23 protein-coding genes are annotated in these 23,626 nt (G+C 69.5%); 13 read left to right on the top strand and 10 right to left on the bottom strand.

All coding sequences use genetic code 11. The features are described from left to right. The 3 genes from BMZ83_RS14435 to BMZ83_RS14425 all read right to left on the bottom strand — a co-directional run. Positions 1 to 940, bottom strand: a 940-nt coding sequence (locus BMZ83_RS14435; protein ID WP_074880178.1) for a metal ABC transporter permease, incomplete at its 3' end; no start/stop codon positions are given. Then, positions 937 to 1,680: a metal ABC transporter ATP-binding protein gene (locus BMZ83_RS14430; protein WP_079990212.1), complete on the bottom strand. Its 744-nt coding sequence runs from the start codon at positions 1,678 to 1,680 to the stop codon at positions 937 to 939. The genes BMZ83_RS14435 and BMZ83_RS14430, both read right to left, overlap by 4 nt. After that, positions 1,677 to 2,732 (bottom strand): metal ABC transporter substrate-binding protein, encoded by a 1,056-nt coding sequence (locus BMZ83_RS14425; RefSeq protein ID WP_074880172.1) that lies wholly within the window; start codon positions 2,730 to 2,732, stop codon positions 1,677 to 1,679. Before BMZ83_RS14425 ends, BMZ83_RS14430 begins: the two co-directional genes overlap by 4 nt. Positions 2,733 to 2,929: 197 nt before the next feature. Between BMZ83_RS14425 and BMZ83_RS14420 the strand changes: the two genes are divergently transcribed. The 3 genes from BMZ83_RS14420 to BMZ83_RS16980 all read left to right on the top strand — a co-directional run bounded on the left by BMZ83_RS14420 (position 2,930) and on the right by BMZ83_RS16980 (position 5,422). After that, a complete protein-coding gene (locus BMZ83_RS14420; RefSeq protein ID WP_074880169.1) occupies positions 2,930 to 4,084 on the top strand; it encodes an acyl-CoA dehydrogenase family protein in 1,155 nt (384 codons plus the stop codon). A 199-nt stretch (positions 4,085 to 4,283) separates the two neighbouring features. After that, positions 4,284 to 4,967 (top strand): DUF4382 domain-containing protein, encoded by a 684-nt coding sequence (locus tag BMZ83_RS14415; protein WP_074880166.1) that lies wholly within the window; start codon positions 4,284 to 4,286, stop codon positions 4,965 to 4,967. Between the two features lie 284 nt (positions 4,968 to 5,251). Further along, complete coding sequence (locus BMZ83_RS16980) at positions 5,252 to 5,422, top strand: hypothetical protein (protein ID WP_166623297.1); 171 nt, start codon at positions 5,252 to 5,254, stop codon at positions 5,420 to 5,422. A gap of 164 nt (positions 5,423 to 5,586) precedes the next feature. Here BMZ83_RS16980 and BMZ83_RS14410 read toward each other — a convergent pair whose 3' ends face one another. Continuing rightward, positions 5,587 to 6,933, bottom strand: coding sequence for a S8 family peptidase (locus tag BMZ83_RS14410; RefSeq protein WP_074880162.1), 1,347 nt, complete (start codon positions 6,931 to 6,933; stop codon positions 5,587 to 5,589). A gap of 229 nt (positions 6,934 to 7,162) precedes the next feature. Between BMZ83_RS14410 and BMZ83_RS14405 the strand changes: the two genes are divergently transcribed. Beyond that, positions 7,163 to 8,182 (top strand): amidohydrolase family protein, encoded by a 1,020-nt coding sequence (locus tag BMZ83_RS14405; RefSeq protein ID WP_074880158.1) that lies wholly within the window; start codon positions 7,163 to 7,165, stop codon positions 8,180 to 8,182. A gap of 139 nt (positions 8,183 to 8,321) precedes the next feature. Here BMZ83_RS14405 and BMZ83_RS14400 read toward each other — a convergent pair whose 3' ends face one another. Together BMZ83_RS14400 and tbsP are read right to left on the bottom strand one after the other, a co-directional pair. Further along, complete coding sequence (locus tag BMZ83_RS14400; protein WP_074880155.1) at positions 8,322 to 10,037, bottom strand: YcaO-like family protein; 1,716 nt, start codon at positions 10,035 to 10,037, stop codon at positions 8,322 to 8,324. A 45-nt stretch (positions 10,038 to 10,082) separates the two neighbouring features. Next, on the bottom strand, positions 10,083 to 10,904 hold the full coding sequence (tbsP, locus tag BMZ83_RS14395) for a transcriptional regulator TbsP (RefSeq protein ID WP_074880150.1): 822 nt from the start codon (positions 10,902 to 10,904) through the stop codon (positions 10,083 to 10,085). A gap of 165 nt (positions 10,905 to 11,069) precedes the next feature. Here tbsP and BMZ83_RS14390 point away from each other — a divergent pair, with 165 nt between their 5' ends. Beyond that, positions 11,070 to 11,270 carry a hypothetical protein gene (locus BMZ83_RS14390; protein ID WP_074880147.1) on the top strand — a complete coding sequence of 67 codons (201 nt, stop codon included), beginning with the start codon at positions 11,070 to 11,072 and terminating at the stop codon, positions 11,268 to 11,270. Here the strand turns inward: BMZ83_RS14390 and BMZ83_RS14385 are convergent. After that, a complete protein-coding gene (locus BMZ83_RS14385) occupies positions 11,267 to 13,318 on the bottom strand; it encodes a hypothetical protein (protein ID WP_074880144.1) in 2,052 nt (683 codons plus the stop codon). The two genes, BMZ83_RS14390 and BMZ83_RS14385, sit on opposite strands and share 4 nt — an antisense overlap. A 182-nt stretch (positions 13,319 to 13,500) precedes the next feature. Between BMZ83_RS14385 and glyA the strand changes: the two genes are divergently transcribed. The 3 genes from glyA to BMZ83_RS14370 all read left to right on the top strand — a co-directional run bounded on the left by glyA (position 13,501) and on the right by BMZ83_RS14370 (position 17,264). After that, positions 13,501 to 14,748 (top strand): serine hydroxymethyltransferase, encoded by a 1,248-nt coding sequence (glyA, locus tag BMZ83_RS14380; protein ID WP_074880140.1) that lies wholly within the window; start codon positions 13,501 to 13,503, stop codon positions 14,746 to 14,748. Positions 14,749 to 14,797: 49 nt separating this feature from the next. Beyond that, positions 14,798 to 16,258, top strand: coding sequence for a sensor histidine kinase (locus BMZ83_RS14375; RefSeq protein ID WP_074880137.1), 1,461 nt, complete (start codon positions 14,798 to 14,800; stop codon positions 16,256 to 16,258). A gap of 88 nt (positions 16,259 to 16,346) precedes the next feature. Continuing rightward, positions 16,347 to 17,264 carry a bifunctional 5,10-methylenetetrahydrofolate dehydrogenase/5,10-methenyltetrahydrofolate cyclohydrolase gene (locus tag BMZ83_RS14370; protein ID WP_074880134.1) on the top strand — a complete coding sequence of 306 codons (918 nt, stop codon included), beginning with the start codon at positions 16,347 to 16,349 and terminating at the stop codon, positions 17,262 to 17,264. A gap of 9 nt (positions 17,265 to 17,273) precedes the next feature. Here BMZ83_RS14370 and BMZ83_RS14365 read toward each other — a convergent pair whose 3' ends face one another. Next, positions 17,274 to 17,720 (bottom strand): universal stress protein, encoded by a 447-nt coding sequence (locus BMZ83_RS14365; RefSeq protein ID WP_074880133.1) that lies wholly within the window; start codon positions 17,718 to 17,720, stop codon positions 17,274 to 17,276. A 115-nt stretch (positions 17,721 to 17,835) separates the two neighbouring features. After that, a complete protein-coding gene (locus tag BMZ83_RS14360; protein WP_074880129.1) occupies positions 17,836 to 18,573 on the bottom strand; it encodes a DUF7117 family protein in 738 nt (245 codons plus the stop codon). 201 nt (positions 18,574 to 18,774) lie between these two features. Between BMZ83_RS14360 and BMZ83_RS14355 the strand changes: the two genes are divergently transcribed. From BMZ83_RS14355 to BMZ83_RS14345, 4 genes are all read left to right on the top strand, one after another. After that, positions 18,775 to 19,221, top strand: coding sequence for a DUF7528 family protein (locus BMZ83_RS14355; protein WP_245748705.1), 447 nt, complete (start codon positions 18,775 to 18,777; stop codon positions 19,219 to 19,221). A 78-nt stretch (positions 19,222 to 19,299) separates the two neighbouring features. After that, entirely contained in the window at positions 19,300 to 20,214 is a 915-nt protein-coding gene (locus BMZ83_RS14350; RefSeq protein WP_074880126.1) for a DUF1028 domain-containing protein, read from the top strand. Between the two features lie 69 nt (positions 20,215 to 20,283). After that, on the top strand, positions 20,284 to 20,430 hold the full coding sequence (locus BMZ83_RS16975; protein WP_166623298.1) for a hypothetical protein: 147 nt from the start codon (positions 20,284 to 20,286) through the stop codon (positions 20,428 to 20,430). Between the two features lie 324 nt (positions 20,431 to 20,754). Beyond that, on the top strand, positions 20,755 to 21,033 hold the full coding sequence (locus BMZ83_RS14345; RefSeq protein ID WP_074880123.1) for a PadR family transcriptional regulator: 279 nt from the start codon (positions 20,755 to 20,757) through the stop codon (positions 21,031 to 21,033). On the opposite strand, the gene BMZ83_RS14340 is transcribed toward BMZ83_RS14345, so the two are convergent. Then, complete coding sequence (locus BMZ83_RS14340; RefSeq protein WP_074880119.1) at positions 21,030 to 22,211, bottom strand: AI-2E family transporter; 1,182 nt, start codon at positions 22,209 to 22,211, stop codon at positions 21,030 to 21,032. The two genes, BMZ83_RS14345 and BMZ83_RS14340, sit on opposite strands and share 4 nt — an antisense overlap. Before the next feature lie 107 nt (positions 22,212 to 22,318). Between BMZ83_RS14340 and BMZ83_RS14335 the strand changes: the two genes are divergently transcribed. Further along, positions 22,319 to 23,620, top strand: coding sequence for an MgtC/SapB family protein (locus tag BMZ83_RS14335; RefSeq protein WP_074880117.1), 1,302 nt, complete (start codon positions 22,319 to 22,321; stop codon positions 23,618 to 23,620). Positions 23,621 to 23,626 lie beyond the last annotated feature (6 nt).

Below are 23,626 nucleotides of genomic sequence, written 5' to 3'. Positions count from 1 at the left end.
CGCCCAGCGCGGTTTGGACCTTCCCGGCGACCACCGCGAGGGTGTAGATGCCGACCGCGACGAGGACGACGACGCCGCCGGCGGTCGCGCCGGCGTAGTAGGAGATCGCGATCCCGAGCAGCACCGCGAGTTCCGCCAGTACCACCGAGAGCAGCAGCGACTCGGTGAAGCTCCGGGAGACCTGCGCCGCGCCCGCGACGGGGACGACCAGCATCGCGGCGACGAGGATCACGCCCATGATCTGCATCGCGCCGACGACGACCAGCGCGGTCAGCATCACCATGATCCGGTTGTACCAGCTCACCGAGAGCCCCGATACTTCGGCGGCCGTCTCGTCGAAGGTGACGTACAGCAGCTGGTTCCGGGTCACCGCGACGACGCCGACGACCACGGCGAACAGCACCAGCAGGATCGCGGCGCTCTGGCTGGTCACCGTCGAGAGGTTGCCGAACAGGTACTGATCGACGCTGACGGTCAGGCCGCCGGCGTTGATGCTGATCAGCGTCGTCCCGAGCGCGAACCCCGTCGAGAGCACGATCGCCATCGACACGTCGTTGTACGCGTCGGTCGTCTCCGAGATGAGTTCGATCAGCAGCGCCGCGAGCATCGCGACGATCACCGCCGTCAGGTACGGGCTCACCCCCAGGTCGATGACCGCGTTGAGGAACAGGCCGACGGCGACGCCCGCAAAGGCCGTATGCGCGAGCGCGTCGCCGATCAGCGCCAACTGCCGGTGGACGAGGAACGTCCCGATCAGCGGCGCGATGATGCCGACACAGAGGCCGACGAGGATCGCGCGGTGCATGAACCCGTACTGGAGCAGCCCCAGCCCGGTCACGTTTCCCAGCCACAACAGCAGCGCCGACCAGACCTCGAGGAACCAGTACAGCGGCGAGAGCACGGCGTCGAGTGCGCCCCCCTGCAGTACGGGAGCGTTCATTCCGCACCCCCGACGACGCTCGCGGCCCCGCCGAACGCCCGACCCAGCGCGTCGCTGTCGACGAACTCGTCGGTCGGGCCGTCGAAGTAGACCTCCTTGTTCAGACAGACCACGCGCTCGGCGTGGTTCGTGACGGCGCTCAGGTCGTGTTCGATCAGCAGGATGGTGATCCCCTGCTCGTTCAGCGACGCCAGCAGGTCGTAGAACGCCTCGACGGACTCGGCGTCGACGCCGACCGTGGGCTCGTCGAGGACGAGCAGGTCGGCCTCGCTCGCCAGCGCCCGGGCGATGAACGCCCGCTGGCGCTGCCCGCCGGAGAGTTGGGTCACTCGGCGGTCCGCGAACGCGGCCATCCCGACGGTGTCGAGTGCTTGATCAACTCGCTCCCAGTCCGACTTCGAGAGCCGGCCGAAGCCGACGTGGGGGAACCGACCCATCTTGACGACCTCCCTGACCGTGATGGGCATCTCCTTCGACGCGCTGGCGTGCTGGGCGACGTAGCCCAGCCGCGCGCCGTCGTCGAACTCGTGGGCCGGTTCGCCGAACAGGTTGGCAGTTCCCGAATCGGGCTGGAGCAGGCCGAGCATCAGCTTCATCAGCGTCGACTTGCCGCTGCCGTTCGGGCCGACGATGGCGAGGTACTCTCCCGGTTCGACCCGTAACGAGACGTCCCGCATCACCGGCGTCGCCGTGTAGCCGAACTCGACGCCCGAGAGGTCGACGACGGCGTCGGCGGTCATTCGAAGTTCCTCCACTTCTCGCCCCAGCCGTCGGGGCCGGCTTCCTCGGGCGATTTGTTGCCGAGGACGACCTCGAAGGTGGGCATGTTGATGTTGTACGCGATCTCCGCGTACCCCCAGTTCTCCTCGACCCAGTCCTCGCGGACGCCGGCGTAGGGAGTGACCGGGAAGTACGCCTCCGCGCGGGTCTCCTCGATCAACTGCCTCGCGGGCCGGCGAGCCTCGAAGACGCCGTTCGCGACGTAGCGGATGTCGTTCTCCGCGATGACCTCCTGGGCCTGTCGGATGTCCTGGGGGGCGACCTCGCCGCTCGCCGCGAGGTTCGTCACCAGCGGCCGCATCGCCACGTCGTAGCGTTCACCGACGTACTGGAACGCGTTGTGGGCCGCCAGTTGGACCACGTCGCGGTCGGCGGCGTCGAAGATCGCCTGGTAGGACGCGTCGATGTCGTCGATGGTCTCGGACTTGTAGCGCTCGGCGTTCGCCCGTAGGGTGTCTTCGGCGTCCGGCACGAGGTCGACCAGCCCCGCGGTGATGTTGTCGATCGAGAGTTTCGCGCGCTGGGGGTCCAGCCAGAAGTGGGGATCCTTCCCCTGTTGCTGGCCGACGCCCTCCTCCTCCCGGTCGAGGCTGGCGGCGAGGTCGAGCAGGTCGATGCCCTCGCGCGCGTTGATGAGCTCCGTGTCGACGTCGTCGTCCGCCATCGTCTGGATCGCGCGGTCGGCCCAGGGCTGGAACCCGTCGCCGACGTGGAGGAACGCGTCGGACTCGATGATCTCCCGCGTGATGCTCGCGTTCGGCTGCCAGCCGTGGCCGTGGAGCCCGGTCGGGACGAGGTTCTCCACCCGGATCGGGGTGCCGTCGGCGACGACGCGTGCGAAGTCGTAGAAGCTGAAAAACGACGCCGTGACGACCGGCCCCTCGTCCCCCGCGGTGCGCCCGGCACCGCTCGCACAGCCCGCGAGGCCGGTCGCGAGCGCCCCGGCACCGGCGCCGATGGCCGCCCGGCGCGAGAGTCGGTTCGTCGTCGACGATCGGTTCGTGTCGCTCATTGTCGAGTGAAGAGGAGTACCGAACACTCAAAATAGCTTCGGTGAATCAAAAGATTAGATATATCTAAACAAGTCAGTAGTGGCCGCCCTGAACAGGTATCGGCGGGGATACGCTGTGGTACCCCGCCGGTCACGGTGTTCGCCCCGGGGACCGTGTTCGCCGAAAAATTCTTCACGTGTTTCTCGTTGTATAGGTCATGGACTACGGACTGACCCAGGAGCAGGAGCAGCTCCGCGAGGAGGTACGCCGGTTCGCCGAGAACGAGATCGCGCCGGTCGCCGACGAGTACGACCGCGAGGAGAAGTACCCCGCCGAGATCGTCGAGAAGGCCGCGGAGATGGGGCTGACGGGCGCCCACTTCCCGATGGAGTACGGCGGCGTCGGCTACTCGACGCTGGACATGGCGCTCGTGACCGAGGAGCTGTTCGCGGTCGACCCCGGCATCGGGCTCTGTGTCACCAGCGCGGGCTTCGGCGCCGAGGCGATCATGGAGTTCGGCACCGAGGAGCAGAAGGAGGAGTACCTCCCGCCGATCGCCGAGGGCGAGGCGGTGATGGGCGCGGCGATCAGCGAGCCCCACGCCGGCTCGGACGTGAGTTCGCTGTCGACGCGCGCCGAGAAGGACGGCGACGAGTGGGTCGTGAACGGCTCGAAGATGTGGATCACCAACGGCTCGATCGGCGACTACTTCGTCGTCATGTGCGAGACCGACCCCGACGTGGGCGACCGCTACACCGGCTTCTCCCAGCTCCTGATCGAGCGCGACCGCGACGGGTTCGAGAGCGAGAAGATCACCGGGAAGCTGGGGATCCGCGCGAGCGACACCGCGGAACTCCGGTTCGACGACGTGCGCGTGCCCGAGGAGAACCTCGTCGGCCAGCGCGGGATGGGGTTCCCCCAGCTGATGCAGTTCTTCGACGAGACGCGGACGATGGTCGCCGCCCAGGCCGTCGGGATCGCGAAGGGGGCGAACGAGCGCGCGCTGGAGTACGCCGAGGAGCGCGAGCAGTTCGGCCGCCCCATCTCGGAGTTCCAAGCCATCCGGCACAAGCTCTCGGAGATGCACACCCGGACCGAGGCCGCCCGCCAGCTCACGTACAAGTCCGCCTGGAGCGTCGACAACGCCGAGGACGACCTCACGATGCTGGCGTCGATGGCCAAGGAGTTCGCCTCGGACGTGGCGACCGACGCCGCCGACGAGGCGGTCCAGATCCACGGCGGCGCCGGCTTCGTCGACGACTTCGACGTGGAACGGCTCTACCGCGACGCGAAGATCACCCAGATCTACGAGGGGACGACCGAGATCCAGAAGAACATCGTCGCTCGCGAGCTGCTCGACGAGGGGTACTGACCCCCCGCGGATGCGGAAGCGGGGCGGACGAACTGCGCGTGCGAGGTCGGTCGAACCGCGAGGGTCCCTCCCTCGGTCGACCCGGCCGGCTCCTGGCGGTCCCTCTCGCCTCGATCCGGGGTTAATCGGGCTGAAAGCGAGCCAATCCCGCCGGAGTATCTCCCGGGTTTACCCCCTCGTGGCCCCTCTGTGAGTCTGCATGCACGACACAACGACATCACGACGAACCTACCTCCGAGCGGCAGGCGCGGTCGGCCTCGCGGGCATCACGGCCCTCGCCGGCTGTTCGGGGAGCACGGCGACGGGCACGCTCGCGACGAAAGTGAAGGACGCGCCGGGGGACATCGACGACTTCGAGACCTGTGTCGTCACCATCCAGGGGTTCTGGGTGAAGGAGAGCGACGGCACGGAGACCGAGGAGAGCACCGACGAGAGTACTGAGACGGCTGAGGGAACCGAGGAGGTCGAACAGCAGGACGAGGAGGACGTCGACCGGAGCGACGAGCGGACGTACTACGAGTACGACGAGGCACAGGAGGCCGACCTCGTCCAGCTTCAGGACGGGGAGACCGCGCTCGTCGACGAACGCGAACTCGAGACGGACACGTACGCGTACCTCCAACTCGACGTCTCGGGCGTCGACGCCACGCTCTCCGACGGCAGCGACGCCGACGTGGGAACGCCCGGCGAGGCGCCGCTGCAGTTCAAGGAGCAGTTCGAGATCCGCGAGAACCAGCGCACGACGTTCACCGCCGACTTCACGCCGGTCAAACGCGGTCAGACCGGCTCCTACCTCCTCCAGCCGGTCGCCTCCGGCACCGAGGTCTCCTACTCGGACGTGACGAGCACCGAGGGGACGGCGACGCCGACGCCGAGCGAATAACGCACACGGCAGCTTTTGTTCCGCAGGAAGTACGGTAGGCACCGCCGTCCGACCGTCGGCCCCGGATCGGCGGCACGCTGGTCCGCTGCCCCCTCGACTGTTTGCCCGTGTTTCCTGATCGCCGGAGCCTCCAAGAACGCCGGTACGTAGACGCTCCACAGCCCACGTACGGACGAACGTGCCTTGATCCCGACTGGGCACGACGAACTGCAGTGGGCATATGGGCTCTCCCGGGGGTCCGGACGGAGGGGGGTTTACCCGTCGCTGGTGTGTAGCATACCGGGATGACTGGACTCGTACAACGAACTGCGGCGAGGATCGATAGCCTGTCCCGGTCGGTCTGGGACGATTCGAGCGGAACCGAGAAGCTGATCATCGCCGTCCTCCTCGTCGTCACGGGGCTGGCGATCCCCGTCGTCCCGATCGTCCTGATCGCCCGTTACATCGCGAACTGAGGGGAGTCGCTACTGCGTACGGGATGTGGCCTCGGCACTCATAGGGCTCGTCGTCGCCGGATGCCGAGTCCGGCTCGGCCCGGTGCTGTCGTCATCAGCCAGTCGGCGGTAGTGGCCGTGGGCTCAAAACGCCTCCGTCGCCGACGGCGCCGCCGCGGTCGGCGTTACAGCGCGTCGACGACGTTCAGGTAGCCGCCGCCGTAGTACGCCTTGTCGTAGCCCTCGGGTACCTCGGCCGCCTCCTTCAGCGCCGCTTCGACTTCGTTCGCGTCGTAGTCCGGGTTCGCGCTCTTGACGAGCGCCGCCGCGCCGGCGACGTTCGGCGCCGCCATCGAGGTTCCGGCCTTCCAGCCGTAGCCCGGCACCTGTGTGTTCGGTTCGTCGTCACCGTCCGTGTCCTCGTAGGTGAACACCGTGTTGAAGACGAGGTCGTTGAAGTACGGGACCCCAGTACCGATGGCGTCGAGGTCGGCGTCGCCGCCGGGCGCAGCGAGCGTTACGGCGTTCGTTCCGTAGTTCGTGTAGAACGCCGGGCTCTCCGGCGGGGACGCGAGGTCCGAGACCTCCCCGTCGCCGTCGGCGTCCCAGCCGTACCCGATCGGGCCGGTCGCGGACACCGACAGCGCCTGCGCGCCCTCGTTCGGGAGGCTGACGGCGTTCTTGTCGTGCTGGAGGTCGGCGCTGTCGTTGCCAGCCGCGATGACCAGCAGCGTCCCCTCCTTGTTCGCGTACGTCATCACGCTGTTGAGCACCTTCCCGTAGAACTGCCCGTTCGCCTGCCGCGGAACCGGGTACGCCCCCAGCGAGAGGTTCGCGACGTCGGCATCGACGTTCGCGCTGTAGACTACGGCGGCGAGGATGTCCGCGAATGACGCGCCGGCACCGGAGAACACCCGGCAGTCAACGAGATCAGTCTTCGGCGCGGTGCCGTTGACACCGATCCCGCCACCGTTGTCCGCGGCGACGATGCCGGCGACGTGGGTCCCGTGGTCGTCGCCGCCGACCGGGTTGTGGTCGCCGCCGTCGTCCGTGAAGTTCCGCGACAGGTCGAGGTTCAGCGGGCCAGCGAGGTCGGGATGGGTCTCCAGCACCCCGGAGTCGATGACCGCGACGCGTGTCCCCTCGCCCTCGGTCGTCCCGTGGGCCTCCGGGACGTTCAGGTCTGCCTTGTCCCACTGGAGGAAGTCACCAGGCTGCCCCTCGTAGTCGCTGGCGTCGAACGTCGGCACCTCCGCGTTCACCGACGGGCTGTCGAGTTCCAGTTCGATGTCGGGCGCGTACTCCCTGACGCGGTTCGCGGTCCGCACGTCACGTTCCTCGCCCCTGACGACCGCTAGGTCGACGCCCTCCATCTCGTGGACGACCTCGACGCCGCCCGGCGGCGTCTCGCTGCGCGTCTGGACGACGTACCGGTCGCCGGACGTCGCAGCGGTGACTGTCGTTCCGGCCGCGATCCCGCCGAGCAGCGCACCGCTGACCTCGATAACTTTCCTCCTGGTATAGCGTGGCATGGGGAAGTAAAACGGTGAGCATCAAATAAAATTTGTGTCTACATGGACAGATACTACGGTCAGCGGTCGTCACTCCCGACTGATCGACGAAAGGATCGACTCGGGGCCGCCGTCATCGCTTCCTCGACAGTCCCCACCGGTTCGGAAGCCTTCGTCCGAACCGTCCCCGGGCGTGGCGGCCCCGATCGCGTGGCGTCGCGTTCATGCCCCCCCGGAACCAGGATCCGGTATGGCTACCACGCTCGAAGGAACGATCCTCCGGGGCGAGTCGTTCGACCCCGTCGAGGGCCGAGTCGTCTTCGAGGGCGGCGAGATCGCCGCCGTCGAGGAGACGGCGACCGACTCGACCGACATCGTCCTCCCGGCGTTCGTCAACGCGCACACCCACATCGGCGACTCGATCGCGAAGGAGGCCGGCGGCGGCCTCTCGCTCGACGAACTGGTCGCGCCGCCGGACGGCCTCAAACACCGCCTGCTCCGACAGGCCAGTCGCGAGGAGAAGGTCGCGGCGATGGCCCGCAGCCTCCGGTTCATGGAGGACTCCGGCACCGCGGCGTTCCTGGAGTTCCGGGAGGGCGGCGTCGAGGGCGTCGATGCGATCCGCGACGCGCTGATCGACCGCGACATCGACCCCGTCATCTTCGGCCGCGAGAGCGCCGACGCCATGCGGGCCGCCGACGGGTTCGGCGCCAGCGGCGCCCGCGACAGCGAGTTCGGCGACCTGCGGGCGGCCTGCCGGGAGGAAGGCAAACCCTTCGCCATCCACGCCGGCGAGCGCGACCCGCACGACCTCACGCCCGCGATGGATCTCGATCCGGCGTTCCTGATCCACGTCGTCCATCCCAGAGACGAGCACCTCGACCGCATCGAGCGCGAGGAACTCCCGGTCGTCGTCTGCCCGCGATCGAACCTCGTGACCAACGTCGGCGTCGCGCCGATCCGCGAACTGGTCGAGCGGACGACCGTCGCGCTCGGGACGGACAACGTGATGCTCAACTCGCCGTCGATGTTCCGCGAGATGGAGTTCGCCGCCAAACTCGCCAACGTGAGCGCGACCGAGGTGCTCCGCATGGCGACCCGCAACGGCGCGAAACTGGCGGGGAAGGAGTACGGGCTGATCGAGGAAGGTCGGCCGGCGAAGCTGCTGACCCTCGACGGCGACTCGGACAACCTCGCGGGCGCCGAGGAGCCCGTGCGGGCTGTGGTTCGGCGGGCCGGCGAGGGCGACGTAAAGGACGTGACGCTATAGCGATTCCTGGGGTTAGACACAATCACGGCATGGCGCTCGGTAACTGGCCCACGGAGGGGCCAGTCGGTCGCTCGCCGTCACCAGAAATCTCCGATTTCTGGTTGGCTAACGGGAGCTTCGCTCCCGTGAACGTGGTTGGTTACGGGAACGGGTGGTACGCCCGCCCCGGCTTCGGCTCGTAGCCCATCGACGCCGCCACCGACGCCAGCCGGTCGCCGAAGAACGGCTCGCCGGTGAACAGCGGCTGGGCCTCCGGGATCACGACGCGGACGCCCTCGAACCCCAGCGCGGACACGTCCCGGGTCGTCGTCCGGGCGGCGTAGGGCGTGAGCCCGGCGTCGTCGACGCGGTCGACCAGCGCGGCGAGTGCGGCCTCGCCCGACAGGTCCGCCGCCTCGTCGGCGACCGAGTCGACCGGCACGGTCGTCTCGGGGTGGGTGAGCTCCCGGGCCCGGGCCGGGAAGTCGGCGTACTCGCCGATGGCGCCGCCCTCATCGCTCGCATGCTCGGGACCCATGTCCCGGAGTTCGGTCCAGTTCTGGAGCGCCTCCGCGAGCGCGCCCGTGGCGGCGTCGACGGGGTCGAGCGCGGCGCCCGAGCCGGCGGCGAAGCGGGGCCACTCGCCGTCCTCGCGGTGGACCGTCGCGGCGACGACCGGCACGTCGACGTCCTGGGTGAGCAGCGCGACCGAGACCGAGAGCCCCTCGCCCGCGGCTCGTTTCTCGAGGTCGCGGAACCCCTCGTCGTCGATAGAGAGGCCGAGCGGTTCGTAGTCCGAGTACCACGCGAGCATCGTCGCGTCGCGCTCGATCACCTCCGAGAGCCCGGAGACGGCGGCCTCGACGGTCGAACTCCCGAGGCCGAGCCCGGTGGTGATCGGCGGCTTGATCCGTCGTTCGGGCGGGGGGTACTGGACGACCTCCGCGGGGAGCCACACGCCCTCCTCGCTGGTCAGATCCAGTCCGGGCACCCACGGGCGCTCGGCGCTCGGGTCCGGGTCGTAGCCCTCCGCGGTGACGAAGCGGGTCGGGAACACCGCGTCGTCCAGCGCCGTCGCGGGTGCCCGGCGGAACTCGGCGTTGCGGTAGACGCCGGCGGCGTAGCGCTCCAGCCCCTCGCCCAGCGCCTTCATGTACGCCTCGTTCCAGTCGACGGCGGCGCCCGCGGCGTAGGGGGCGGCGCCCGCGTCGGAGAACCCCTCGGTCCCCGCGATGGCCGCAAGGTAGTACGGCAGCGGGAACGACGCCTGTTCGCCGACCCGCTCGATCAGGCCGATGCGGTCGTCGACGGCCGCCTCGGCGCGGGTGACCGCGTCGTCGAGGGTCGGCTCCCGGTGCTCGAGCGAGAGCGTGCGGTCGCGACCGGGCGAGCAGCCACAGAACGGGACCGGCTGGAACCGGCGGTGGGTGTCGACGCCGTCGCCGACCTCGACGAGGGTCCCGCCCAGATCCTCGCCGGTCAGGATCCGCGTGGCCCGTCGACCGGCCAGCGCGCCCGCGTAGCGCACGACGCTCGTGGGCACCGACGGCGTGTCGTCGCTGGCCTCGGTCGTGGCGGCGACGCGCTGTTCCAGACAGCGGTAGCAGGCGGAGTCCGGGGTGAACGCCGACACCGAGGCGTCGACGCCGTCGACGGTGCGGCCGCCGACGCCGCCGATCTCGACGGCGACCCAGCGGTCGAGCGCGCTGTCGGCCGCGGTGCCGAAGGCGTCCGCGCCCGCGGCGCCGACGACGAAACAGAACTCCACGTCGGCGAAGTCGTCGCTGCCGACGTCGACGATGCGGGCGTCGAGGTCGGCCATCGCCGCCTCGATCGCCTCGGCGGCGGGGCCGGTCCCGACGAGTCCGATATCCATGTCTCGGGGAGGGAGCGCCGCTCGCAAAAAGGAACGGATGCCGGCTCAGCCGGCGATCATCGACTGCGCGACGCTCGCGAGCTCCTCGGCGTCGGCGCCGTGGAGCCGCTCGTCGCCCAGCTTCAGGCGCAGGCGCGGGCGGCCGACGTCGATGGGCACCTTCTCGGTGTCGATCAGGCCGAGCTCCTCGAGGCGGGTCTTGGTGCGGGAGAACGTCGCCTTCGAGGCGATCCCCACGTCCTCGCCCCACTTGCTGATGTCGTAGAGCAGCACGTCGTTCTTCGCGGCGACCAGCAGCGAGATGGTCACCTCGTCGAGCCCGTCGCCGTCGCCGCGGGCGGTCTCGAGCGAACTCAACACGGTGTCGAAGTCGGCCCGTGACTGCTCGCCGATGTCCGCCTCCATCGTCTCGCGGACCCGCGTGATCGCGGGGGTGCGGAGGTTGTACGTCCCGGCGGCTTCGAAGCGGTCGCTGTAGTTCTCGTGGGCCAGCGCCACGAACTCCTCGTCGTCGGTCGCCAGCCCCGCGACGGCGTCGCCGGCGGTGACGATCGCGACGGTCCGGTCCTCGGTCACCAGCAGCGCGTTGTCGGTGTCCTCGTCGAGGTTCCGGAGTTCGAGGCTGCCGGCCTCGACCAGGTCCGCGGCGTTGCTCGCGACGAGGAAGTCGTCCATCACGTCTTTGAGCATCCGTTCGTCGGCCAGTACCTTCACCGTCGGCAGGTCGCCCTCGAACTCGGTGCCGAGTTCGATCAGCGCCTCGACGGCGTCGGCCGAGGGGTCCACGAACAACAGTTCGTCGTCGGTGGCTTCGATGCTCTCCCGGAGGATATCCTGGATTTCCTCGCCGAGTAAATTCGAACTCATTACTGGTAGAGTATATGCACCACACCGTATTTAATATTAACGGGAATATCGACGTCTCAGCGTTTCTAACGGAAGTTACTGGCAGAAAAAGCCGTGAAATCAATTCCTGACTGAGCTGTGCGTAACTAACGTAACCCTTTTTACAATTGGCCGGATCCACGTAGTATGGCACCACACAACGTGGTTGCGGAAGCCGGGACTCGGATCGGGGGAACCGTCTCGCGTCACCCGCGACTCGTCGCCGCGCTGCTGGCGGCACTCGTGCTCCTCGCACTCCAGGACGGCGCTGTCGCGACGGACGGGATGGTCGTAGACTCGACCGCCGAGGGCTCCGTCGACTTCGGTCCCGACCCGGACCGGGACTAGTGGTCGATGAGGTCGCGGGCGAGTTCGTCGGCTAGTTCGGTCGACCAGTGGATGTCGCCGCGGTAGATCACGGGGAACTCGCCGCGGCGGAGGAACGGGACGAGCTCGGCGGCGTCCATCTCGAACGTTCGGTCGTTGCCCAGAAGCATCGGTCGGTCCGTCCGGTCGAGGTTGACGTACGCGCGGGCGCCGGCCCGCCCCGGTGGCAACATCCCGTAGGTCAGCGAGAACCCGTCGTCGGTGCGAACCAGTTCGGCCTGTGCGCCCACGACCGTCTCCGTCTGTGCGAGGACGTGGGTGCCGTCGCCGACGACGGCGTAGTCCTTCCCCATGATCACCCGCCGGCGGGCGAGCTCGAGCGCCCGTTCGATGGCGTAGCCGTGGACCACTAGCCGGGCGAACATCGTCCCGACCTTCGCGGCGTGGCTGTCGAGCACCTTCTCGAAGGTGACCGCGCCGGCGACGCTGCCTTTTCGGACCAGCTCTTTCCCCTCCGCGTAGGAGCCACAGGCGTTCAGGAAGAACGTCTGGGCCCGCGAGCGATCGACCGAGGAGACCGGGAGCGTCCCGTCCGGACAGCGAAGCCCCGACGCCTCGCAGTGGCCGACGAAGTGGAGCAGGTCGTGGTGGCGCTCGATCGTCCGGGCCAGTTCCGCCGTGGACAGCGACTCGCGCACGTCGATGTCGATGTTGAGCCGTTCGGCCCGGCGCCGGTAGATCTCGGCGGCGCGGGAGTGTTCCTCGCTCATCTCGGACTCGTTGAGTACCGCGACCACCGAGATCGTCTCGTCGGAGCGCTCCCGGTAGATCGACCGGTTCTCGTACGCCGCCGGGAGCGTTTTGAACGTGTCGAGCGTGACGCCGTCGGCGAGCCAGCCGTGGTACCGGCTCGCCCCGAGGTCGGCGTTCCGGAGTTCGACCGGTTCCGGGGCCGCGTCGCCGTCCCGGTAGAACGCCGACAGCGAGCTGTCCAGCCGATCCTCGTCGCTCAGCGGGCTGCTCCGCGGGGTGAACAGCTGTGGGACGTCCTCGAGCAGGTGCGGGAGACACCGGACGTACTCCTCGCTGGGCTCGACGTACAGCGAGAGGTGCCACTCCGGCAGGTCCGCCGCGATCCCGTCGAGGTCGACCCCGCGGTAGGCCAGCAGGCGCTCGGCGATGCTGGCGTCGTAGAGCGCGTCGGCGTCGATCGCGAGGTCGTCGAGCAGATCGGTCTCGACCGTATTCGCGTCGTAGGGGCCGGCGGTCCGGACGAGACAGTCGAGCCAGAACGTCCGGCGCAGCAGCGACGCGACACGCCACTCGTACGCTCGTCCCGTCCCGAGGCCGATCCGCTCGCCCGCGGCTCGCAGCGTGGGATCGACGCCGTCGGCCACGGTCACCTCGGCGCCCAGGTAGTGTGCGAGCGGGGCGGCCGGCAGCAGCGCCGACAGCGAGCGGGGGAGCCGGAGCTCGATCGAGGTGTCGGGAACCTGCTCCCGGACGGCGTCGGGGATCGACGTCCGGTCGCCGAAGCGCAGTCGCGGCGGGCGCGTCCGCATCGAACTGAACGAGCGGTCGGCCGTCGTCGACTGGAACGCCGCCGGGAACGTCGACAGCGCCGTCGCCACGCCCTCTGGGCTTCGGGGGACGGTCACCGACGACAGCGCGGAGCCGGTCCGGCTGCGGAACCCCAGTCGGACCGCCGTCGGGGCCGGGAACGAGACGACCAGTCGGTCGAACTCAGGCTGGGCGAGGCTGAACGCCCCGTCGACGCGGACGTACGCCCGGACCGGCGCCGCGATCCGGAGCTCGTAGGCGCCCGGCGGGAACGAGATCGGTCCCTCGCGGCCGCCCATCGTCGTCGACTCCCCGGTGTCGACTTCGGTCACCGAGACGAACGCCGGGGGGAACTCCAGCCGGTCGGTCCGGCCGGTGACGGCGGCGTCGACGGGCGGATCGAGCGCCGGCGCGGTCGCTGTCGGCTCCCATCCGTCGGCCGCGACGCGGACGGTTGTTTTCGCTTCGTCGACGGCGCGAACGCCGTCGCCGTCGCGCTCGACCTCCATGTTCGGTCTGGGAGAAGGTACCCGCCCGCCGCTAAATCTCTGTCGGGGATCGCCGAGGTTTCACGCAGCGACGGGTGCCCGGTCGCCCGCCGCAAACGTGGGACCGATCGGGACGCGCTTTACTCGCCTCCGTGGGACCGCCGACAGTCAGGCTTAACCCGGAAGTGCCCCGCTGTGTGGGTATGCAGCACGACCACGTTCGCGGGGTCGACCCCGAGATCGCCGACGCGCTCGAAGCCGAAACCGACCGTCAGCGGGACACGCTCACGCTGATCGCCAGCGAGAACCACGTCTCCGAGGCCGTGATGGACGCCCAGTCCAGCACGCTCACCAACAAGTACGCCGAGGGCTACCCCGGCCGACGCTACTACGGCGGCTGTGAGCACGCCGACACCGTCGAGCGGCTGGCGATCGACCGCGCGAAGGAGCTCTGGGGCGCCGAGCACGTCAACGTGCAGCCCCACTCCGGCTCCCAGGCCAACATGGCGGTCTACATCGCCGCGCTGGAGCCCGGCGACAAGATTCTCAGTCTCGATCTGACCCACGGCGGCCACCTCAGCCACGGCCACCACGCGAACTTCGTCGGCGAGCACTTCGAGGTCCAGCACTACGAGTGCGACGACGAGACGGGCTACGTCGACTACGAGGGGCTCCGCGAGCAGGCCGAGGAGTTCGAGCCCGACATGATCGTCTCGGGCTACTCCGCCTACCCCCGCGAGGTCGAGTGGGAGCGCATCCAGGCGGCCGCCGACGCCGTCGACGCGCTCCACCTGGCGGACATCGCCCACATCACCGGCCTCGTCGCCGCCGGCGAACACGCGTCGCCGGTCGGTATCGCCGACTTCGTCACCGGCTCCACGCACAAGACCATCCGCGCCGGCCGCGGCGGGATGGTGATGTGCGGGGAGGAGTGGGCCGAGGCGGTCGACAAGGCGGTCATCCCCGGAATGCAGGGCGGGCCGCTGATGCACAACATCGCCGGCAAGGCCGTCGGCTTCAAGGAGGCCCTCACCCCCGAGTTCGAGGAGTACGCCGCCCGAGTCGTGACCAACGCCGAGGCGATGGCTGAGCGGCTCCAGGAGCGCGGGCTCGACCTCGTTTCGGGGGGGACCGACACGCACCTCGTGCTCGCTGACCTCCGACCTTCCCACCCCGACACGACCGGGAAGGACGTGGAGGAGGCGCTGGAGGAGACCGGGATCGTCCTCAACGCCAACACCGTGCCGGGCGAGACGCGCTCGCCGTTCAACCCCTCCGGGATCCGCGTCGGGACGCCCGCGATCACCACGCGGGGGTTCACCGCCAGCGACTGCCGGACCGTCGCCGACTGCATCGCCGACGTGGTCGACGCGCCCGAAGACGAGGCTGTGCTCGCGGCGGTCGCCGAGACGGTGGACGACCTGACCGACGAGCACCCGCTGTACGAGTAGCGACACGGAGCGGGCGGCTTTATTTATCGGGACCCACAGAAGACAGTAGATGAGCGAGAGCCTCCTCTGGATCGGTGCGGCGGCGCCACCCGCCGCGGTCGCCCGTCTCGCCGACCGCCACGGGTGGACGGTCCGGACGGCGGATCCGGGGGACGGCGTCGCGACCGCGACGAGTTCGGCGCCGGTCGCGATCCTCGTCGGCGCCGCCGGCGTCGACTTCGACCGGCTCCGTGCGGGCGGCGCCGAGACGCCGATCGCGTACTGTCCGTCCGCGACGACGGCCGACGGGGTCGCCGCGGCGGCCGGGGCGGACTTCGTCCTGCCGCAGGACGCCGAGGTGTGGGGCGTCGACGCGCTCGACGAACGGCTATCCGCGGTACGATCCCGCGACGCGCCCGTCGCCTCCGACGGCGGGGGGCCGATCGGGGTCACCCCGAGCGACGCCGGGGGGACGACCGACATCCGCCGGGAGCACGAGCGCCTGTGGACGCTGTTCGAGAACCTCCCGGACCCGGTCGTCGACGCCGAACACGTCGGCGAGGGGCCGGTGATCCGTGCGGCGAACGACGCCTTCGCCGAGGTGTTCGACTGCGACCGGGAGGCGATCGCCGGCTCCCGAATCGACGAGGTGCTGACCGCGCCCGGGGAAGCAGTCGCCGGGGACACGCCGCCGGAAGCGATCAACGAGCGGGTACGCGAGGGTGAGGTGACCGGGGCGAAAGTCCGCCGGGAGACCGCCAACGGCGCGCGGACGTTCCTGTTCCGGGGGATCCCCTACGCCGAGAACGGCACCGTCCGGGCGTTCGGCATCTACACCGACGTGACCGAAATCGAGCGCCGAGAACGCCACGTGAAGGTGCTCGATCGCCTCCTCCGGCACAACCTCCGGAACGATCTCGGCGTGGTGATCGGGCGGGCCGAGAACGTGATCGACCGGACCGACGACCCCGTGATCGAGGAGGAGGCGACGTCGCTCGTCGAGGCCGCCGATCGACTGATCGGCCTCAGCAACACCGCCAAGCGGATCCGCCGGATCATCGAGGACCCGATCGACGAGCGCTCCCGGACTGAACTCCCGACGCTGCTGGAGTCGGTCGCCGACGACGCCCGCGATCGGTTCCCCGACGCGACGATCGGGGTCGAGACCGACGCGGCCGATCTGGCCGTGTTGACCACCTCGGACCTGCGACTCGCGCTGGAGGAGTTAGTCGAGAACGCCGTCGTCCACGGGGGGGACGCGCCGACCGTCGAACTCCGGGCCGAGCCGTACGACGCGGCGCCCGACGAGTGGATCGACCTGCTCGTGATCGACGACGGGCCCGGGATTCCCGAGGCCGAACGCGCAGCCGTCACCGGTGACCGGGACATCACCCAGCTGCAGCACGGCAGCGGGTTGGGCCTCTGGCTCGTCCGGTGGGCGGTCGAGTCGGTCGGCGGCGACGTCGGGTTCGAGCGGCGGGACGATCGGACCGTCGTCCGACTGCGACTCCGCCGGGCTGGCGCGGAGTGATACACGTTCCTGTGTAGTCTGGTCTAAACCGGAGTCTATCTATGCACGTATCCGAGGGTTGAAGTCCTCCCGGTCCCCCGATTGAACCATGAGCGAGGCCATCAAGCGGCGGGCCGACCGCGCCGACGTGATCGACGGCGAGGCGGTCGCCGCGCAGGTACGCGAGACGGTCGCCGGGGCCGTCGAACGACTCGAGGCGGAGGGAGTGACCCCCGGGCTGGCGACCGTGCTGATGAGCGACGATCCCGCCAGCGAGACGTACGTCCGGATGAAGCAGCGCGACTGCGCGGACGTGGGGATCGAGAGCCGGCACGTCGAACTCGACACCGACGCGCCGCAGTCCGAACTGTTCGAGACCATCGACGACCTCAACGACGACCCCGCGATCGACGGGATCCTGATCCAGCGGCCGCTGACCGAGAGCGTCGACGAGCCGACGGCGCTGCGCCGCGTCGACCCGGAGAAGGACGTGGACGGGTTCCACCCGGAGAACGTCGGTCGGCTCGTGACCGGCGACCCGCGCTTCGTCCCCTGCACGCCGCTGGGGATCCAGCGGCTGCTGGTCGAGGCCGGCGTGGAGATCCCCGGCTCGGACGTCGTCGTCGTCGGCCGGTCGGAGCTGGTGGGCAAGCCCCTGGCGAACCTGCTGCTCAACCGCGGCGACGGCGCGGACGCGACGGTGACGGTCTGTCACTCGAAGACCGACGACCTCGCGGCGCACACGTCCCGCGCGGACGTGGTCGTCGTCGCCGCGGGCGTCCCCGAACTCGTCACCGGCGAGATGCTCTCGGCGGGATCGACCGTGATCGACGTGGGGATCAACGCGGTCGGCGAGGGTGACGATCGGGAGCTGATCGGCGACGTGGAGTACGAGAGCGCCTCGCAGGTCGCCGACGCCATCACGCCCGTTCCCGGCGGCGTCGGGCCGATGACCCGGGCGATGCTGCTCGAGAACACGGTACAGGCCGCGGCTCGACGGGCGGGCGTCGAGCTCGAAACGGAGTGACGCCGCCGGTTAGGCGGTAACGACCGTCACGGGTCCTTCGAAGTCGAGGATCACGCGCTGTGTCACGTCGCCGAAGATCGCCTTCCCGGTGGGCGAGCGGCGTTCGCCCGTCATGAACACGTGGTCGCAGTCGTGGTTCTCCGCCCCCTGGAGTACCGTCTCGGCCCGGTCGCCGACGGCGCCGGCGGTCTCGTACTCGATGTCGACGCCCTCCAGCACCTCGACGCCGATGTCGTTCGCGAAGCTCCGGGCGCCCTCGAGGGCCTGCCCGACCGAGTAGCTCACGTCGGCCTCCGGGATCGCCTCCAGGGCCTCCCGCTCGTCGGCGTACTCCTCCTCGCTGACGACACAGAGCAGGGTGAGGCTGGCGTCGACCCCCGCCGCGAGTTCGCCGGCTTCCCGAACCAGATCTTTCGCCACTTCCTCAGGTCCCACGACCGCGAGTGCGTGTTCCATACCTGCCCATACACAGGTCAGGGGATAAAACTGGGTGAAAACGTGCTACCACGTGACGAACTGGCGACGCGTGCGGCCCGACCGGCCCTACGCCGCCTCCCCGACCCTGGCGCCATCAGTCGAGTTCGTCGAGTCGCTGCCGCGCGGTCGCGAGCGCCCCCTCCTCGCCGTTCAGGTACCGCTCCAAGTCCCGGCAGGCGCGGACGAGCGACTCGACCGTTTCGGGCGGGAGGTCGCCGCCGAGCGCGTCGAGTCGTTTCTGCTGATCCCGGATCCGGCCGAGCAGTCGCCGTGCGTCCTCGTCGGGCTCGTCGTCCAGGTAGGTTGCCACGTCCTCGCGGTACGCCCCGATGGCCGTCGCGTACGCCAGCCCCCGGGCGGGCGCGAGCGCCTCGGGCACCTCAGCGGGTGCGGGTCGCTCCCCGCTATCGGCGCCCTGGACGAGGTCGAGGAGGTAGCCCTCGGCGGCGTCCCGGTCGGGGACGCTGCGGTCGCCGCCGACGCGCTCGGCCCGGCGGTAGTCCGCCAGCGCCGCGCGGAGCTCCTGTACCGCGAGGAACGTGTCGTCGAGCGGCAGCAGTTCGCCCTTCCGGATGAACCCGCGCTTGCGGAGGTACGCCCGGCAGTCGGACTCGATCCCCTCGGCGACGTCGACGAGGTCGGCGCCGTCGCCGAGCGCGCTCCGGTGGGGCGTGAGGTCGATCTCGGCGGGGCTGTCGGTGTGGCGTCGGCGCTCGTCGTCGACGGCGACGCTCCGGAGGCTCCCGCAGTCGGGGCAGGCGGTCTCGCCCGTCTCGTAGTAGGACCAGCGCGTGCCGCAGTTCTTGCACTCGCGCTCGCCGCGGATCTTCATGGGTCACGCTGGGGGCGCTGGCGGCAAAACGGCGGTGGTCGACGTGGCGGAGGACGTATCACTGCCCCGTCATCGCTAAGTGATCATCCCCCCAAACTAGCTCCACGATGTCACAGCCGACATCACTGGAGGATAGGGGAAGCCGTCAGCAGGCGGCTGATCGAGAAATCGGTCGACGTCGAGGCAGCCGGGGGCGACCGAGTGGTTCTGGGGCTCCCCGACGGCGAGCACCGGCTCTCCCGTGAGGCCGCGGGGCGCCTCCGCGACGAACTGACGGCGGCGCTGACGGGGCGACGGGAGTTCGTCCGGACCGCCGGCGAGCACCGCCCGGACGGGAGCTACGTCGTCGCCCGCGCGAACGCCGACTCGGCGGGTAACGCCAAGCAGTTCCGGGATTTCCGGGCACTGGAGCGGCTCTACGACCGACTCCCCCGGCGGTTCGACGCGGTCGCGGTCGGGAAGGCGGCCGTCGACGGCGACGGTTCGGTGTCGGGCACTCGCCGCCACTTGCTCGTCAGACACTTCGCCGAGCACCCCGCGTTCGACTGCGACCTGATCGCTCAGCAGCCGTTGACTGCGAGGAAGGGCGGATCGGCGTCGGGGGGAACCCGGACCGCACGGGAGCGGGACGCGGCGTCGACGGGCTGAGTCGCTACCGGCCCGGCCAGTCTGTCGGGTGCCTGCCGCGGCGTCAACGCTTTTCTCGCTGCCCGCCGACCAACCGCTATGACGTTCTCAATCGTCGCGAAGGAAGGCGACGCCGTCGGGATCGCCGTGCAGTCGAAGTTCGTGAGCGTGGGCTCGGTGGTGCCCTTTGCCAGCGCCGACGCGGGCGCGATCGCCACACAGAGCTTCGCCAACGTCGCCTACGGGGCGGACGGGCTCGAGCACCTCCGGGACGGGCTCAGCGCCGAGGAGACGGTCGAGGAACTGACTGCCGGGGACGACGAGGCCGAGCGCCGGCAGGTCGGCGTCGTCGGCGCCGACGGCTCCGTCGCCGGCTTCACCGGCGGGGAGTGTTTCGACACCGCGCTCGACGTGCAGGGCGAGACCTACACCGCCCAGGGGAACATCCTCGAGAACGAGGCGACGATCCACGCGATGGCGGAGACGTTCGAGGAGGCCGACGGCGGTCTCCCCGAGCGCCTGCTCGCGGCGCTGAAAGCCGGCGACGAGGCGGGCGGCGACAGCCGGGGCAAGCAGGCGGCGGCGCTGTACGTCGTCAAGCCCGACGGCGGCTACGACGGCGGGAACGACCGCTGGATCGACGTGCGCGTCGACGACCACGAGACGCCGATTCGGGAGCTCGAACGGGTGTTCAAGCTCTACGACGTGACGCTGCTCGCCCGCGAGGAGCCCGCGGAGACCCGGGAGTTGACGGGCGGGACCGCCGGGGAAGTCGCGGCGACGCTGGCCTCGCTGGGCCACCTCGACGAGAGCGACGCCGAGGGCGTCACCGCCTTCGGCGACGCCCAGACCGAGGCGCTGGAGGCGTTCCGCGGGATGAACAACTTCGAGAACCACTCGCTGTCGGTGATCGAGGACGCACTCGCCCGCGGCTGGGAGGACGCCGACGGCACCGGCGAGGAACGGATGGTCGACGCCATCTGGCACGGGCTCCAGCGACTGGAGCGGCAGTAACGGAACCGGCGGCACGTCTCGCACCGTCAGCGCCGTCATACCCAAGCGCCCGCGGGCCCAACGGCGCCTATGCGCGACGAGTCGGAGATCCGAGAGCAGTACCAGTTCCTGCAGGAACAGCTCGACAGCGACGAGATGAACCACGAGTCCGTCAGAGAGATGTTCACTTACTACAAGCGGGCGCTGGGGTGGGTGCTCGAGGAGGAGCACATCTGAGGACGTGTCGGTTCGCGAGCAACGCTACGTTTAAGGGGTGCGATGGGTAAGTGCCGATGACGCTTCGTCTGGAGGGCCGAAGCGTCAGCGGGGACCGTTTCGGCGCCGGGCGCGGACGTTTTCTGTCCGGCTCGGCGCCTTCGTTTTCGACATCGAACAGCCGCGGCTCCGCCGTCCGATCGATCGGTACGTGCCGTCGACATGTCGACGAGACGGATCGGAACTGTTCACCCGAAACCCGCGGATCGTAGGCTTCTACGGCCGAAAAAAGGCGGAATTTGCGTAATCTTTATCAGGATACCAAAACAATAGTGACACAATCACATGCACGATCTCACCGGGTTCCAGCGCGACCTACTGTACGTCATCGCCGGGAAGGACGACCCCCACGGGCTCGCGATCAAGGACGAACTGGAGGAGTACTACGAGTCGGAGATCCACCACGGCCGGCTCTATCCGAACCTCGACACGCTGGTGGATAAGGGGTTGGTGGAGAAGGGCCAGCGCGATCGGCGGACCAACTACTACACGCTGACCCGGCGCGGCACTCGCGAGATCGAGGCCCGGCGGGAGTGGGAGGCGCAGTACGTCGACGTGGACTAGCCCTGGTCATCCGTCGCCGAGCCCGGTGGTTCCTCCGTCGCCGCGATCTCGACATCCCCGCTCTCGACGGTGACGTAGCTGGGGTCGACCGCGTACGGTTCGATCGGCGTCCCGTCGACGAGCTCCGGGAGGACGATCCGCGAGAAGTGAACGACGAACACCAACAGCATCGGCATCAGGAAGATGCCGTACCAGCCGAACAGCAGCGGGCCGAGCGTGTACGCCAGCATCAGCGCGCCGACGTGGAGCGAGCGCCCGGAGACGTACGGCCGGAGCACCAGGTCCGGGATGGTGTCGACGATCACGAACGAGACGACGGCGAAGGCGATCACGAACGCCAGCCCGCCGGCCGTCCCCGCGAGCAGGGACTGCGCGAGCAGCATCAGCGCGACGGGGAAGTAGACGAGCTTCATCCCGACGACGGGGACCAGGCTCGCGATGCCGGCGAGCATTCCCACCAGCGCGGGTGCCGGGATCGAGGCACCCGGCGGGGCGAACACGTTCAGCACCGAGTAGGCGATCACGCCGATGGTGCCGGTCAGGATCGCGTTGAGGATGTTGCCGAAGAAGATCGAGTTGAAGTCCCGATCCACCGCGTCGGCGAAACTCCGGACGGTGCCCCGGTCGTCGTCGAAGTGCCGGAGGAACCACCGGGCGAGCCGGTGGTCCTCGCGGAGCAGGTAGAACGCCAGCGCCAGCATCACGAACAGGTGGATCCCGGCGACGCCCAGCACCGCGGCGGTGCCGAAGGCCGACTCGACGGACTGTAGCACCTGCGAGAGGTTCGTCTCGGTGAGCATCTCGGCGGCGCCGTCCTGCAGCAGGCGCTCGGGGTCGGCGACGCGGTCGATCAGCGCCGGGTCGATCCCCAACCGGTCGATGTCCAGCGTGGTGTTCCCTGCGTACTTGTCGACCTCCTGGAGGACGATCGTCACCGCGTAGGCGACCAGTATCAGGGCCGGGAGGACGAGCGCGAACAGCGACACCCCCGCTGCAAGGCTGGGGCTGTCGAGCGCGCGTCGGAGTTGGCGGTAGATCGGCCGGGTGGCGTAGTAGACGAAGAGGCCGAACACGAGCGTGCCGACGAAGGAGTACGCGACGAACGTCAGCGCGCCCGCGAGGACGAGACCGAAGGCGCCCCACAGCACTCGCCCCTTGTCGACCTCCGAGTACTCCATGTCCCCGAAAGGTGTTGGCGCGAGTATAAGCGTGTGGGGGCGTCGACGACCGCGAGCCGGAGCCGTCCCCCACACCTATATAGCCGGAGGGCGGTACGTAGCGACCCATGCCGCCGGTACAGGCCGACGCGCTGTTCGCGGCGCCCCTCTCGGAGCCGGTGGTACAGCTCACCATCGCGGGCGCGCTGGGGCTGTTTCTCGGCCTCGAGCGCGAGTGGTCCGAGAAGTCGGCCGGAGTGCGGACGTTCTCGCTGCTGACGCTCTCGGGGGCGACGGCGACGCTGCTGGCCCGGCGCGTCGACGCCGCCGGGTCGCTTGTGGCGGTCGGCGGGCTGTTGGTCCTCCTGATGGGCGGCCTGCTCGCGGTCCGGGAGCTGCAGAGCGGCCACGAGGAGCCGTCGCTCTCGCTGACGACCAGCGTCTCGATGTTCGTCGCCTACGGCATCGGCGCGCTGGTCGCGGCGGGGCTGGTGATCGAGGGGGTGACGGTGGCGGTCGTCTCCTCGGCGCTGTTGGTGCTCAAGCGGGAGCTCCACTCCTTCGCGGGCGGGCTCGACCGCGAGGAGCTCCGGTCGGCGACGGAGTTCGCCGTGCTCGCCTTCGTGATCTACCCGCTGCTGCCGGCCGAGTCGGTGGAGCTGTTCGGCGTCGGCTTCCCGCCGCGGGTGGCGTGGCTGATGGTCGTCACCGTCGCGGGGATCGGGATCGCCAACTACGCGCTGGTGCGGACCTACGGCGGCCGGGGGGTCGCGATCACCGGATTCTTCGGCGGACTGGCGTCGTCGACGGCGGTCGTCGGCTCGATGCTGGATCACGTCCGCCAGCGGAGTTCCGTCACGGAGTACGCCGTCGCCGCCGTGCTGCTGGCCGACGCCGCGATGGCCGCCCGCAACCTCGCGATCGTGCTCTTCTTCACGCTGACCTCGGGGGTGCCCGTGCTCGTCGCGGCGGCGGCGCCGCTGGGCGCGCTGGTGCTCGCGAGCGTCGGCGCGGCCGCGCTGACCGCCGACTGGGACACCACGCTGGAGGTGGATCTGGAGAGCCCCTTCTCCCTGCGGAACGCGCTCGCGTTCGGCGGCGTGTTCGCGGTCATCCTGGTCGGCTCGGCGTTCGCACAGGCCCGCTTCGGCACCGCGGGGCTGTACGTCAGCGCGGCGATCTCGGGGCTGGTCTCCTCGGCCGGGGCGACCACGTCCGCGACGCTGCTGTACATCGGCGGCGGCGTCGCCGGCGGGCCCGCCGTGATCGCGGTGCTGCTCGCGTCGGCGTCGAGCATCGCGGTCAAGGCGGGACTCACGCTCTCGGGGCCGCGACAGTTCGGTCGCTCGGTGACGGTCTGGTCGGTGCTGCTGCTCGTCGTGACCGCGCTGGTCGCGGCGGCGTCGATGCTGTTCGGGTCGGGGTTCTGATCGACC

The organism is Halolamina pelagica (assembly GCF_900115675.1).
Lineage (GTDB): Archaea > Halobacteriota > Halobacteria > Halobacteriales > Haloferacaceae > Halolamina > Halolamina pelagica.
Note: the sequence above shows the minus strand (reverse complement) of the source record. Positions and strands in the feature narration are given on the sequence as shown.